The sequence below is a fragment of the Maridesulfovibrio pacificus (SeqCode) genome, assembly GCF_048612815.1.
Taxonomy (GTDB): Bacteria; Desulfobacterota; Desulfovibrionia; order Desulfovibrionales; family Desulfovibrionaceae; genus Maridesulfovibrio; species Maridesulfovibrio pacificus.
Window position 1 is genome coordinate 1,451,373 of the sequence record NZ_JBLZNE010000001.1, and the last position, 13,628, is coordinate 1,465,000.

Consider the following 13,628-nt stretch of genomic DNA (forward strand, 5'->3'; position numbering starts at 1 on the left):
TTTGAAAAAGGGTTTAAGAATCCCAAAACTTTTTAACAAGGCTTCGCCACTTCGTCCGAGTAATCCTGCGGGCATTTAGCTATTGATTTCATTTAAAATTTTATTTTCGAGTTCAGTCACATACGAACTTAGATTCCACTCCCATTTACGGTCTCCGGCTATCAATTCAATGCCAAGACCCAACCTGGAGTCAGTTGTAAAGATTCGTTCACTATTGGACGGGAACAGTTCATCCAGCAATTGCCTTAAATTTTGTTTCTGCAACTCAGTATGTTCAAACCCGGTACGGATCAGAATTTCAGAATTACCGTAATCAACGCCACGGGCCTCATCGTCTATCCGTTGCATAAAACCGCTTAAAATCAACTGCTCAAGATCACTTCCGGAAAGGTCCTGCACTATACGTGCAGCTGTAGCCGAAACCTCATGGATAAGCTTTTTACGCAAATTGAGCGCAACACTTTCCTTTTCCCGCTCCAATGCAGCCAGCCATTCCCTGCGCATGATTTCGACTTCACCCCGTGCTGAATCCATGGCCTGCTCCCGCAACCTTTCCGCCTCCGCACGAATTTCAGCCATAACCTCGGCCTCACGGCTATCAAGCTCCTCACGCTTGCGGCGAAGTTCCATGTTCAGGTTTTGCGATTCAGCCTTGGCTTCCCGCAAAGCATGCGTTTCCTGCGCAACATGTTCCTTACGTTCCTGCATGGCCCCGACAATAGGTTTGTAGAGAAACAACCTGAGCAGCGCTATGAGCACAAAGAAATTCAAAACCTGCGCAAAAATCGTGAACCAATCCAGCAGCATTATCAGCCTCCGGCCTTTTCAAGAAAATAGGACCAGAACGGATTGGCAAAAAGCAGAATCATAGCCAGTACAAAGCAGTAAATAGCCGTGGATTCAACCATTGCCATCCCCACAAAAAGGAACTTAACAATAGTATTGGTCTCGTCCGGCTGCTGGGCAATAGAGCTTAGCGCCCGCGAGAGTGCCATACCCTCACCGATAGCAGGCCCGATAGCCCCGATGCCCATGCAAAGCCCTGCCGCAATAATCGACCCAAAAGCAATCCAACCAAGAGTTTCCATCAAAACCCCCTTTTGATTATTTATCCATGCACTTCAAGACCCGCGGCAATGAACACCGCCGCAAGTACCGTAAAAATATAAGCCTGCACCACTCCGATGAGCAGTCCAAGCATCTGCATAATTACAGGCACGAAAAGCGGCATAATTACCAGCAGAATCGCACCCATCATCGTCCCGCTAAGTATATTCCCGAAAAGACGTACCGCTAAGGCAAAAGTCCTGCTGACCTCACCGATTATGTTAAATGGCAGCATAAATGGTGAAGGCTGCACATAACTTTTAAGATAGTTAAGCAAGCCGTTCTCCTTTATTCCGTAATAGGGAACGGCGAAAAAGACGATCAAACTGAACGCAGTTGTCGTTGAAAGAGAACCTGTGGGCGGCTTGAATCCCGGAACAGCGGAAAGCAAATTAGAAACGAGAATGAAAATGAACAGAGTTCCAAGCAACGGCAGGAACTTTTCCGGCTGCTGGTTGGTAGCATCTTTGATCTGGGAAAGCAGTCCAGCCACCAACACTTCCAACAGATTCTGCTGGGAAGAAATATTAGCTGAAGACGTGACCTTACGGGTAACAAACCATGAAAATCCCGCAAGCAGGACCATAACCAGCCATGTATAAACTATGGTGGCATTCAGCTTAAAAAATCCAAAGCTGAAATAAATGATATGGTCCGGGCTTATTTCCATTCAGTCCTCTTCATTTTAACAACATCCAACATGCCCATTCCGCACTGATTGGCCAGCAAGTAGGTCCGCAATAGATAGAAGCCAAAAAATGAAGATACAAAGGGTCCTCCTCCGTAGCTCATAACTTGGGCAAAACCCCAAAGGGTAATTCCATATCGCCCCAGATAGCTGGACCAGAAAAACATTCTCGGCCTTTCACAGCGAGGCAGCATACGTACAGTCAGCCAGAGTCCGCCAAAATGGATAGCGGATAAAAGCAAGCCGATACCAAAGGCAGCGACAGTTATCATTATACTACTGATGATCATCCTCTACGTCCTTCGATTTGATGTCCTGCTGTTCCCAGTCGTCACGTTCTTTGATTATCTTATTCTTCTCACGATTCATCCAAATTCCGGCAAACAGACAGCCGATACCCAACCCGGCACCGAGCATAGCCATTGTCCAATTAACTTTACCGGGCCAACGGCTATCCAGCCAAACTCCGAGCAGGCTACCCAGCACCACAGGTAAAGCTACCAGCCAACCTACAGCGCCCATAGCACCAAAAGCAGACCAAGCCCCGACAGTACCTTTCTGTCCCGCACGTATTTTGCGTTGCTCCTTGCTGCCTACGGTTCGGCCGAACTTGTCAGGCTTACGGTCATTTGGATCACGCTGGCTCATGTAGTCTCCACCTCAATAAGAGTACGCACAAAACCGGCTTCAAGCTTGGCAACCACACTGCGTGCAGACTTTTCCGCCTCTGAAGCCTCATCCTGCATGCGCAAGACCTCAGCTTCCAATTCACCCAGCTCCCCGGCGACAGCTGCCCGGGAAGAAACTCGTACGGCATCACCCTTCTTGACCAACACACCGCCATTCACTGCAAGATGGTGCGACTCCCCTTCCACCTCATAAGTAAGAATCCCCGGAGCAAGAGCCGAAGCTGTATCAATGTGGTTAGGCAGCAGGCAGAACCCGCCTTTGGTACTCTCAGCCAATACCTTATCTACTAGACGGTCCAAGAACAGACCTGCGGGAATTAGAATTTTCAGCCTCATTTTCCTACCTCCTCAAGAGAACCGATCATGTAGAAATCACGTTCAGAAGCATCAGGAAATTCATCATTCAATATCCGCTCGCAGCCGAGGATCGTATCCTCAAGGGAGACAATTCGCCCGTCCATACCTGTGAAATGCTTAGTCGTGTTGAATGGCTGAGTCATGAACCGTTCCAACCTGCGCGCCCGCGATACAATCTTGCGGTCTTCACGGGAAAGTTCTTCAAGGCCAAGCATGGCAATGATGTCTTTAAGGTCCTCGTATTGGGCAAGAGTCCGCCGGACTTCGCGTGCTACATCATAATGACGCTGCCCCACAATTGCAGGAGAAAGCATCATGGACCTCGATTCAAGTGGGTCCACAGCAGGATAAAAACCTTCCCCGGCACGCTTGCGGGAAAGAACAATGGAAGATGAAAGATGTGAAAATGTGTGGGTTGCCGCCGGATCAGTCAAATCATCGGCAGGCACGTATACAGCCTGAATCGAGGTAATAGCCCCGGAACTGCTGGATGAAATACGTTCTTCCAATTCCGCAAGGTCTGAACCAAGTGTGGGCTGATAGCCCATGCGTGATGGCAGACGCCCCAGCAAACCGGAAAGCTCCATTCCGGCCTGAATGAAACGAAAGATATTATCGATGAGCAAAAGAACATCCTTGCCCTGATCATCCCGAAAGTACTCGGCAATGGTCAGAGCCGTATGTCCCGTTCGAAAACGTGCACCCGGAGGTTCATTCATCTGACCGAATACCATGACCGTATTATCAAGCACACCGGCATCACCCATTTCGCGGTAAAGCTCTTCACCCTCGCGACAACGTTCTCCGATGCCGCAAAAAATACTGATCCCGCTATGCGCACCGACCATATTGTTGATCAACTCGGTGATAAGTACCGTTTTGCCAACACCGGCCCCCCCAAAGAGTCCGGCCTTTCCTCCCTTTTCAAGAGGCATGAGCAGGTCAATCACCTTGATTCCAGTGGTAAAAATATCCTCTGACACTACACGCCGGGAAAGCTCAATGGGCTGATTGTGGATAGACCTGAATTCAACATCGGTTGGCAGGTCGCTACCGTCTACCGGGTCACCGAATACATTAAGCACCCTGCCCAACAACTCCTCCCCAACGGGAGTACGCAGGGTTTCGCCGTTACAATGAACAACATCACCACGGGCCAACCCTCCGGTAGGAGTCATGGCAATGGCACGAACTGAATTCATATCCAGATGGTCGGCCACCTCAAGTGTGACAGGCTTCTCTCCAGCTGAATACATAACCGAAAGTAAAGGGGGGATTTCTTCAGAAAAACGCACATCAACAACCGATCCCCGAACAGAGATTACTTCGCCCAAAAATTTGTGTTTCATAATTTCACCGTCGCAACTTGAATCAGCTCCCGAACGGAAAGGTTTTCTTATTCTGCCTATAGAATACGGAAACGAAAAGTTTAGTAAAGCATTTTTAAATTAAGTTTGTTTTTTCACAGAAGTAAGTGCTCCATCTGAATTACTATATGATCTCCGGTTGACTTCCATATATTAAAGAGTAGCCTGTCCCGGTCACGAAAACATTATCTGGAGTTATCCAAATGATTATAAAGAATAAAAAACAAATCGACCTCATGCGTGAAGCAGGTATTCTGCTCTACAAGGCCCACATGGTGGCTAAAGAAATGTGCGAAGCCGGCACAAGCACCGAAGTAATCAACGCCGAAGTTGAAAAATTTATCACTTCCCATGGTGCGACTCCTCTTTTCAAAGGTGTTCCGGGCAAAGTTCCCTTTCCTGCAGGCTGCTGCATGTCCATCAACGAAGCCATTGTTCACGGTATCCCCTCCGCCCGTAAGCTGGAAAATGGAGACATCCTGTCCATCGATATCGGTGTGCGCCTGAACGGCTGGTGCTCTGACTGCGCCGTTACCCACGCAATAGGCGAAATTGATGATGAAAAAAGACAGCTCATGGATGTAACCGAAGAATGCCTGCGCATCGCCATCAAGAGGATCAAACCGGGCGTTAAGTGGAGCAAAATTGCTAAAGAGATGTCCAAATATGCCCGTAATGCAGGCTTTTCCGTTGTAGAATCACTGGTCGGACACGGCATCGGTGAAGGTCTGTGGGAATCCCCGCAGGTCCCCAACTATCACAGCAGACTGGTCAAAGATTTCAAGCTCAAACAAGGTCTTGTTATTGCCGTGGAACCGATGATCAATGCAGGCGTAAAAACCACTGAAACCCTGAAAGATCACTGGACCATCGTCACCAAAGACGGCAAGCCCTCCGCCCACTTCGAACATACCATCGCTGTAACTGCCACTGGAGCACAGGTCCTTACCTGCAGCGAGAATGGTGAAGGCTGGGCTCTTTAGAACTTTATGGGTGCACCACGTACTCCTTTAGACGTCCTGCGCCAGACCTACGGCTATGAATCATTCCGTGGGTTGCAGGAAGACGTCATCAACCGCATCATGAGCGGCGGCAATGCCGTTGTTTTCATGCCCACCGGAGGCGGTAAATCCGCTTGCTACCAGATTCCGGCCATCCTTCGACCGGGGGTGGGCATTGTCATTTCCCCGCTCATCGCCCTGATGCGCGATCAGGTGGCAGCCTTGAAACAGATGGGAGTGCGTGCGTCCTGCCTGAATTCATCGGTACAGCCCTCCGAGGCCAACCATATCATCCATGAACTGCACAGCGGTAACATGGATCTGCTTTATGTGGCCCCTGAGCGGCTGGCCCAACCCGGATTCATGGAAATGCTTTCGGGCATCAAGATCAGTCTGGTCGCCATTGACGAAGCCCACTGCGTAGCCCAATGGGGACACGACTTCCGTCCCGATTACCTGCGGCTTTCCGTGTTTGCGGAAATGTTTCCCAGCGTGCCGCGCTTGGCACTAACCGCCACAGCCGACGGCCCGACCCGCAAGGAAATCCTCTACCGCTTATCATTCAGCAATGACGATATTTTTGCCACCGGATTCGACCGTCCGAACATCCGCTATACTGTAATTCCCAAGGATCAGGAAAAACGGCAATTGCTCAATTTCATCAAAAACGAGCACTTTGCTGAATGCGGCATTGTCTACCGCATGAGCCGCAAAAAAGTGGAATCCACCGCGGAATGGCTCTGCAAACAAGGTATTAAAGCCTTGCCCTATCACGCGGGATTAGACGCACAAACCCGCGAGGACAATCAGGCCCGGTTCATGTCTGAAGACGGCATTGTCATGGTAGCGACCATTGCGTTCGGTATGGGTATCGACAAACCGGACGTACGCTACGTAGCCCATCTGGACCTGCCGAAGACCATCGAAGCCTACTATCAGGAAACTGGTCGTGCCGGACGAGACGGGTTGCCTGCCGAAGCATGGATGTCCGTAGGGATTCAGGATATCGGATTCCTGAAACGAATGATCATGTCCGGTAATAGTCCGGATGACCGCAAAGCTTTGGAACTGCGCAAGCTCAACGCCCTGCTAGCTTACTGCGAATCACCGGGTTGTCTTCGCCAATCCCTGCTTTCATATTTCGGGGAAGAACTTGAGGCGCCATGCGGAAACTGTTTCACCTGCATCAACCCGCCATCAACATTTGACGGAACCATCCCTGCGCAAAAAGCACTTTCAAATATTTTCCGCACCGAGCAGCTTTTCGGTGCCAACTACCTGATCGATATTCTGCTGGGCAAGGAGAATAAACGCATCTGCACCCAAGGCCATAACAGCTTAAGCACTTACGGAATCGGCAAGGAATATAATTCTGATGAATGGCTTTCAATTCACCGCCAGCTTGTTTCGCAAGGGCTGGTGGATGTTGATATGGAAGGCTACGGATCGCTGAAACTAAACGCTAAAAGCTGGGAAGTTTTGCGTAAGGAAAGGACTGTCGCCCTGCGCAAAGACCCTGTGCTTGTCAAGAGCAAAACCCGCCGCACCAGCAAAAAGCTGGTCATTGGAGATTCGAACAGTCCTTCCCTTTCCACCCCTGAAGCACAGGAACTTCTGGAATCGTTGCGTTCCCTGCGAAACACACTCGCGCAGGAACAGCATGTCCCGGCTTATACCATTTTTGCGGATAAAACCCTGCTTGAACTTGGCTGCTACCGCCCGCAAACCACAGGTGAGCTCTATGCGGTTAGTGGTTTGGGTGATCAAAAAATATTTCGCTATGGAGCAGCCATCATTGAAGTGCTGATGGACCATCAAGAGAAACACGGAAGACCCGAGGATCTTTTCCCCATCCCGGAAGACAAGATCAAAGAAGTCCCCACTCCCACTCTCAAGCAAGAAGGCCCGACTGTTTCCGCTTCTGCACTGGAAACCCTTGAACTGTTTGAAGAGCTTATGGACATCGAAAAAGTTGCAGAATCCCGCAACATCAAACCTGCCACAATTTACGCTCATCTGACGTCTTGCATAGGGGCCGGAAAAGTAGAAGTAAGTGATATTCTGGATTTAGATGCATCGGAACTTGAATGTCTGCGAGACACTTTATCCTTTTATAAAGAAGAAGGATTCCTGCAACTAAGCCCGGTATTCAATGGACTTTGCGGAAATTACTCATTTGAAATTCTACGAATGATTCGCGCCAGCAATTAATTTAACAGCTTCAGAATAATACATTTGACCTTATTCATAAAGATTAAATATTATCACAATGTGCTTTGTAATCCAGTAACTGTTCAATACAGGTTCTGAATAAAACAATTCCCCAGTACAATTATCCTGTTCATTACACTATTTGCATTTTCCACGCAGGCTGACGCAATCATCAAGGTCAACATATATGGAGACAATGCATACGCCCCTTTGACGGAATATATGTACGAATTCTAAAATGGTGATATTGATAACATCGTAAATATTTTCAGCCATTAAAAAAAGCCGACCTGTCAGCTGACAGATCGGCTTTATTCTTTCCAAACAATATAATTAACTACTCAATCCGGTAAGCAGGCTTTTTGCTTTTGCTGGGATGAATCCTGCCTTGCTTTGCCAACTTACGGACCAACTGGTCTGTTGCAGCCAGAATGTTTTTATCCCCCTTGATAAGAGGTCTGTCATTGCCCCATGAATCAAGCATATCCGGATCTTTCACTGTAAGGTGGACTACCCCGGAAAAGAAACGACGCAAGTTAATAAGCAATGAAAAGGCTTCCTGATCCCGTGAAAGATCAAGTCCTTCCATTGATTCAAAAGTAACCGCAAAAGGTTCCTGAATACGCGAATCAAAAACAAGATCATCATTCCAGAGATAGCGGGTATTCAAATGCTGCGTCTGATAAGCAACGTAGTTTGCATAAGAACGGGCAGTCCCTACATGAACATTATACAAACCGTCCAATGCGTCGCCAAAACAAATTTTCAAATACTCATCAAGTTCTTTAAAATAAACCCCGCCACCCATCTCAACAAGGTCGAATTCATAAGGAATCCCCTTGTTGTCGGGCATAGAAAGCAAGGCCAGCATGGTAAGAATTTCTTCAACAGTACCGGCACCACCGGGATGAACCTTGCCTCGATGAGAGGCACGGATAAATGCCTCCATACGCTCTTCAATAGTTGGGAAAGTCAAAAGCTGGGTCACAAGTTCGTTCGGAGCTTCAGCAGCAAGAATTTTCTTTTCCGAAAAACCGATAAAATCCCGATGACCGAAGCGCTCGAAGGAATTCTGCTTGCCATAGGCTACCTGTGCTCCCTTGAAAGGAGCCTTCATAACGCCTACACCGCAACCAGTGATATTTTCCATATCCGGCATGAAAAGAGCGGTCCAGTAGCCGAGTTCCTTAGCAAAATTATACTCATCAAGGGGAACCTGATGTCCGCCCCACGTAAACATAACCAAGCCGCGCTCTCCACGATACATAAGGCCGGAGTGTTCAACAAATTTCTTAATGTTCGTGGAACGGCAATTGTCTCCTTCGCAAGAATACTTAGGAGCAAAAATTATATCGCGAATGACCGCCGAAATGTGTTCAACAGACTGCCAGATGACATTTCGTCCATCATAAAGACAATCCCTCGGAACACGGGAACATAGCAGATTGATATGCCCGTTAACCGGAGCCAGTTCAATTTGCATATCTCTAAATTTGACCCGAATTTCACGGGTATCGCAGACATCATTCTTGTGCACGTTGATCAATGCACCGATGATTTCGACCATACGGTTTTCAGGATCAGCCAGCCCTTGAGCAAGACGTTCAATATCAGCATCACTGAACTGCTGAGAAACAATCTTACGGGGAAGAATGGGAATCTTTAATTCTGTTTGCATAATGGAAAAGGAGTAATCGGAACACAGGTAAATGCAAGGATAAATTGCATTTCAGATCAAAAAAATTAAACACCCATCAAAATATATCTACATCAATCCGGCAAACTCGCAATATTCAGGAAATCGGTCTTTGAGCCTGATCAAAGCTTTCTGCTCGGCCAGCACATAGGCTTCAGCTGAATCAAGTTTAACACTGCCCCGCTTATCGTGAATCATATCCTTGTTCACGTCATAATGTTTGAAAGTATGCCCCATATGCAGCATATCGCGGAACCACTGCACCGCCACATCCAGACAAACCGGACGATCCCAGTTCTCACCGATTAAAGCACCCGAAGGCATTCGCGCACCAAAAGGGACAGCACTGCCCATAGGCATGGTATCCTTGCGAGCCTTGCCCATATCGATCAAAGCGCACCACTCATTTAAACGGCACTCCGGCAAAGGCCATGCATTTTCCTTATACTGCTTAGAAAGACCGAAATTGTATGCGCGACGCTGTGTATAATCCATATCTTTGTTATAAATTTTCATTAGATACTGATAGGAAGGCTTGAATTCCATATACCTTTCAGAATCACACAAACCTTTTTGCCCCGCCGGACACCACCAACATTGGCCGATTTCACCGATGCCGGTATTTCCATCCAGTTCATTGTAGAGGTTCGCTACAATATCAGTGGTCACTTCAATATCATTATGCACGGTCAACAGATAACGCTGTTTACATTTTTCCCAACCATACTGGTACCTTATGGACAAACGGTAATCTTCAGATGAAGCAGCACGCTCCATATCGTTGGGATCGATACCATTCCAATACTTAGGGACATAGTGTTCTAATTTATCGCCAAAATACTTAAGAATCGCATCATGCTTTTTAAACTCATATTCAGCAGTACACGCTTCTTCTTGAAAATAAATTTTATCTATATGCTTTCCACTGCACTCAATAAGAGAAAGAAGCGAAAGTGCTGTTTGGTGAACTTTTCCGAAAACATTTATGGCAACGTCAACTTTAGCATTCATACATATTCCTTTGTATCCATATTTTGTACATAGTTAATATGATGATAAAGAGAACTCAATAGCCAATAGAAAGATAACAATAGATCTATCCGTTTTCAGACAAACCATCAGCCCCTCCCGGCTTTATTCCTGAAACTATCTATGCTGACCATGCAACAGATGCTACTCAAATAGCATCAGTATTCCTAGGGCTAAGCCCGAACAATTTCCTGAGCAAAAAAACTCGGCTGTTGAATTCAAAAAAAGTCATCAATTTAAGCGTTTAAAAATATTTTTTCAGCCCATACATCAAATTAACCCCCAAAAGATCTCACAAGGCAAATCTAACAACACACCAAAATATAACCTCTTTTTATCTTCCCCCAAGCCCCCAAGCCCCAAAACCCCTGCAGCAATTACGGCGCGTGGTATTAAATTAGTATCACACCAACAAGTAAAGCCCCTGAACCTAAGTTCAGGGGCTTTGGAAATAAAAAAGCTTGCGGCGACCTACTTTCCCACTAGCTACCTAGCAGTATCATCGGCGAAGGAGAGCTTAACTTCCGAGTTCGGAATGGGGTCGGGTGTGACCTCTCCTCAATGGCCGCAAGCAAATTTAGCTTGCTTTTTGAGCAAAAATATATGGTTTAATAGAGAAGAATTAGAGTTCCATTAGCTTTAATCGTTTAGGATTAAAGTTAAGGGAAGAGAAGAAAAATAAGTCGCACGATTTATTAGTACTGGTCAGCTGAATGCATCACTGCACTTACACCTCCAGCCTATCAACCAGGTGGTCTACCTGGAATCTTTAGATGCTAAAGCATAGGGATAACTAATCTTGAGGCAGGCTTCCCGCTTAGATGCTTTCAGCGGTTATCCCTTCCGAACTTAGCTACCCTGCAATGCCACTGGCGTGACAACAGGAACACCATAGGTTCGTCCACCCCGGTCCTCTCGTACTAGGGGCAGACCCTCTTCAATTATCCTACGCCCACGGTAGATAGGGACCAAACTGTCTCACGACGTTTTAAACCCAGCTCGCGTACCACTTTAATCGGCGAACAGCCGAACCCTTGGGACCTGCTTCAGCCCCAGGATGTGATGAGCCGACATCGAGGTGCCAAACCGCGCCGTCGATGTGAACTCTTGGGCGCGATCAGCCTGTTATCCCCGGCGTACCTTTTATCCTATGAGCGATGGCCCTTCCATGCGGAACCACCGGATCACTAAGACCAACTTTCGTTCCTGCTCGACATGTCTGTCTTACAGTCAAGCTCCCTTATGCCTTTGCACTCGACGGCTGGTTTCCAATCAGCCTGAGGGAACCTTTGCAAGCCTCCGTTACTTTTTGGGAGGCGACCGCCCCAGTCAAACTACCCACCAGACACTGTCTCCAAGCCGGATAACGGCGTTGGATTAGAATTCAAGACTATCAAGGGTGGTATTTCAAGGTTGGCTCCACCGACACTGGCGTGCCGGCTTCAAAGCCTCCCACCTATCCTACACATGATAGCCCTAAACCCAATGTCAAGCTATAGTAAAGGTGCACAGGGTCTTTCCGTCTTACCGCGGGTAACCGGCATTTTCACCGGTAATTCAATTTCACTGAGTCTCTGGTTGAGACAGTGGGGAGATCGTTACGCCATTCGTGCAGGTCGGAACTTACCCGACAAGGAATTTCGCTACCTTAGGACCGTTATAGTTACGGCCGCCGTTTACTGGGGCTTCAATTCGGAGCTTCGACCGAAGTCTAACACCTCCTTTTAACCTTCCAGCACCGGGCAGGCGTCAGTCCATATACATCGTCTTACGACTTAGCATAGACCTATGTTTTTAGTAAACAGTCGCCCCCCCCGATTCTCTGCGGCTCCAAACAGCTCATTAAGTGAATCAAGTCACCATCTGGAGCATCCCTTCTCGCTAACTTACGGGATCATTTTGCCGAGTTCCTTAACCAGAGTTCTCTCAAGCGCCTTGGTCTACTCGACCCGACTACCTGTGTTGGTTTGCGGTACGGTCAACAAATGCTAAACTTAGAAGATTTTCTAGGCAGTCTGGAATTACTCACTTCAAACGTAAAGTTACGGCATCGTGTCTCGGCCTTAAAGAGAAACGGATTTGCCTATTTCTCAAGCCTACGCACTTACACCGGCATATCCAACAGCCGGCTGAGCTATCCTACTGCGTCCCTCCATCGCACACATTTGCTGGTACGGGAATATTAACCCGTTTTCCATCGACTACGCCTTTCGGCCTCGCCTTAGGGACCGACTAACCCTGGGAAGATTAGCTTTACCCAGGAAACCTTAGTCTTACGGCGAACAAGTTTCTCACTTGTTTTATCGTTACTCATGCCAGCATAATCACTTCTCATTAGTCCAGCGAACCTTCCGATTCACCTTCATCCCATCTGAGAACGCTCTCCTACCGATGCGTCAAAGACGCATCCCGTAGCTTCGGTACCATGCTTAGCCCCGTTACATTTTCGGCGCAGAATCGTTAGACCAGTGAGCTATTACGCTTTCTTTAAAGGATGGCTGCTTCTAAGCCAACCTCCTGGCTGTCTATACAACTCCACCACCTTTTCCACTGAGCATGGATTTGGGGACCTTAGCTGACGGTCTGGGCTGTTTCCCTTTCGACTACGGACCTTCGCACCCGCAGTCTGACTCCCAGGATATATCTTACGGCATTCGGAGTTTGATAAGGTTTGGTAATCTGGTGGGACCCCTAGCCTTGTCAGTGCTCTACCTCCGCAAGAAAACTCCTGAGGCTATACCTCAATATATTTCGGAGAGAACCAGCTATCACCAAGTTTGATTGGCCTTTCACCCCTATCCACAGGTCATCCGAGTAATTTTCAACTTACAACGGTTCGGCCCTCCACTTGATTTTACTCAAGCTTCAGCCTGCCCATGGATAGATCACCTGGTTTCGGGTCTAATCCGCAATACTTGTCGCCCTATTCAGACTCGCTTTCGCTACGGCTACACATCACTGCTTAACCTTGCATTACAGATTAACTCACTGGCCCATTATGCAAAAGGCAAGTGGTCACAGATCAAGTCTGCTCCCACAGCTTGTAGGCAACTGGTTTCAGGTTCTATTTCACTCCCCTAACAGGGGTTCTTTTCACCTTTCCCTCACGGTACTGGTTCACTATCGGTCTCTAAGTAGTATTTAGCCTTGGAAGATGGTCCTCCCAGATTCCCACGGGGTTTCACGTGTCCCGTGGTACTCAGGTGCCACTAGTGCTGTCGCTGACTTCGGGTACGAGGCTTTCACTCTCTACGACGCGCCTTCCCAGACGCTTCCCCTATCTAAACAGATCACACATTGTGGTCCTACAACCCCGCATGCTCGAAAGCACACGGTTTGGGCTAATCCCATTTCGCTCGCCGCTACTTTGGGAATCTCGTTTGATTTCTACTCCTCCGGCTACTGAGATGTTTCACTTCACCGGGTTCGCTTCCTAAAGCCTATGTATTCAGCTAAAGGATAACAGAGGGTTACTCTGCTGGG

At 47.8% G+C, this 13,628-nt stretch carries 12 protein-coding genes and 2 rRNA genes (1 of these 14 only partly in view); 2 read left to right on the forward strand and 12 right to left on the reverse strand.

Translation table 11 applies throughout. The features are described 5' to 3' along the window. Positions 1 to 75 precede the first annotated feature (75 nt). From ACNI23_RS06745 to atpD, 7 genes are read right to left on the reverse strand one after another with little or no spacing between them, the layout of a single operon-like run. Positions 76 to 807, reverse strand: a complete 732-nt coding sequence (locus ACNI23_RS06745; RefSeq protein ID WP_420247435.1) for a F0F1 ATP synthase subunit B family protein — start codon at positions 805 to 807, stop codon at positions 76 to 78. Between the two features lie 2 nt (positions 808 to 809). Beyond that, positions 810 to 1,088 (reverse strand): F0F1 ATP synthase subunit C, encoded by a 279-nt coding sequence (locus tag ACNI23_RS06750; protein ID WP_015852105.1) that lies wholly within the window; start codon positions 1,086 to 1,088, stop codon positions 810 to 812. A gap of 20 nt (positions 1,089 to 1,108) precedes the next feature. Further along, positions 1,109 to 1,777: a F0F1 ATP synthase subunit A gene (locus tag ACNI23_RS06755; RefSeq protein WP_420247436.1), complete on the reverse strand. Its 669-nt coding sequence runs from the start codon at positions 1,775 to 1,777 to the stop codon at positions 1,109 to 1,111. After that, positions 1,768 to 2,085 (reverse strand): ATP synthase subunit I, encoded by a 318-nt coding sequence (locus ACNI23_RS06760; RefSeq protein ID WP_420247437.1) that lies wholly within the window; start codon positions 2,083 to 2,085, stop codon positions 1,768 to 1,770. The genes ACNI23_RS06755 and ACNI23_RS06760 overlap by 10 nt, the downstream gene beginning before the upstream one ends. After that, positions 2,072 to 2,443, reverse strand: a complete 372-nt coding sequence (locus tag ACNI23_RS06765; RefSeq protein ID WP_420247438.1) for an AtpZ/AtpI family protein — start codon at positions 2,441 to 2,443, stop codon at positions 2,072 to 2,074. The genes ACNI23_RS06760 and ACNI23_RS06765 overlap by 14 nt, the downstream gene beginning before the upstream one ends. Next, positions 2,440 to 2,820 (reverse strand): F0F1 ATP synthase subunit epsilon, encoded by a 381-nt coding sequence (locus tag ACNI23_RS06770; RefSeq protein ID WP_420247439.1) that lies wholly within the window; start codon positions 2,818 to 2,820, stop codon positions 2,440 to 2,442. The genes ACNI23_RS06765 and ACNI23_RS06770 overlap by 4 nt, the downstream gene beginning before the upstream one ends. After that, complete coding sequence (gene atpD, locus ACNI23_RS06775; RefSeq protein WP_420247440.1) at positions 2,817 to 4,190, reverse strand: F0F1 ATP synthase subunit beta; 1,374 nt, start codon at positions 4,188 to 4,190, stop codon at positions 2,817 to 2,819. Before atpD ends, ACNI23_RS06770 begins: the two co-directional genes overlap by 4 nt. Positions 4,191 to 4,411: 221 nt before the next feature. On the opposite strand from atpD, the gene map reads away from it, so the two are divergent. Both map and recQ read left to right on the forward strand, forming a co-directional pair. Next, positions 4,412 to 5,191 (forward strand): type I methionyl aminopeptidase, encoded by a 780-nt coding sequence (map, locus tag ACNI23_RS06780; protein WP_420247441.1) that lies wholly within the window; start codon positions 4,412 to 4,414, stop codon positions 5,189 to 5,191. Between the two features lie 6 nt (positions 5,192 to 5,197). Continuing rightward, the gene (gene recQ / locus ACNI23_RS06785) at positions 5,198 to 7,420 is read left to right on the forward strand and encodes a DNA helicase RecQ (protein ID WP_420247442.1); all 2,223 of its coding nucleotides are present in this window, start codon (positions 5,198 to 5,200) and stop codon (positions 7,418 to 7,420) included. A 138-nt stretch (positions 7,421 to 7,558) separates the two neighbouring features. Here recQ and ACNI23_RS06790 read toward each other — a convergent pair whose 3' ends face one another. From ACNI23_RS06790 to ACNI23_RS06810, 5 genes are all read right to left on the reverse strand, one after another. Next, entirely contained in the window at positions 7,559 to 7,696 is a 138-nt protein-coding gene (locus ACNI23_RS06790; protein ID WP_420247443.1) for a hypothetical protein, read from the reverse strand. Positions 7,697 to 7,757: 61 nt separating this feature from the next. Then, positions 7,758 to 9,098, reverse strand: a complete 1,341-nt coding sequence (locus ACNI23_RS06795; RefSeq protein WP_420247444.1) for a PpnN family nucleotide 5'-monophosphate nucleosidase — start codon at positions 9,096 to 9,098, stop codon at positions 7,758 to 7,760. Between the two features lie 87 nt (positions 9,099 to 9,185). After that, positions 9,186 to 10,127 carry a hypothetical protein gene (locus ACNI23_RS06800; protein WP_420247445.1) on the reverse strand — a complete coding sequence of 314 codons (942 nt, stop codon included), beginning with the start codon at positions 10,125 to 10,127 and terminating at the stop codon, positions 9,186 to 9,188. Positions 10,128 to 10,603: 476 nt separating this feature from the next. Beyond that, a 5S ribosomal RNA gene (rrf, locus tag ACNI23_RS06805) occupies positions 10,604 to 10,718 on the reverse strand. A gap of 101 nt (positions 10,719 to 10,819) precedes the next feature. Further along, positions 10,820 to 13,628 (reverse strand): 23S ribosomal RNA (locus ACNI23_RS06810); it runs 127 nt beyond the window's last position.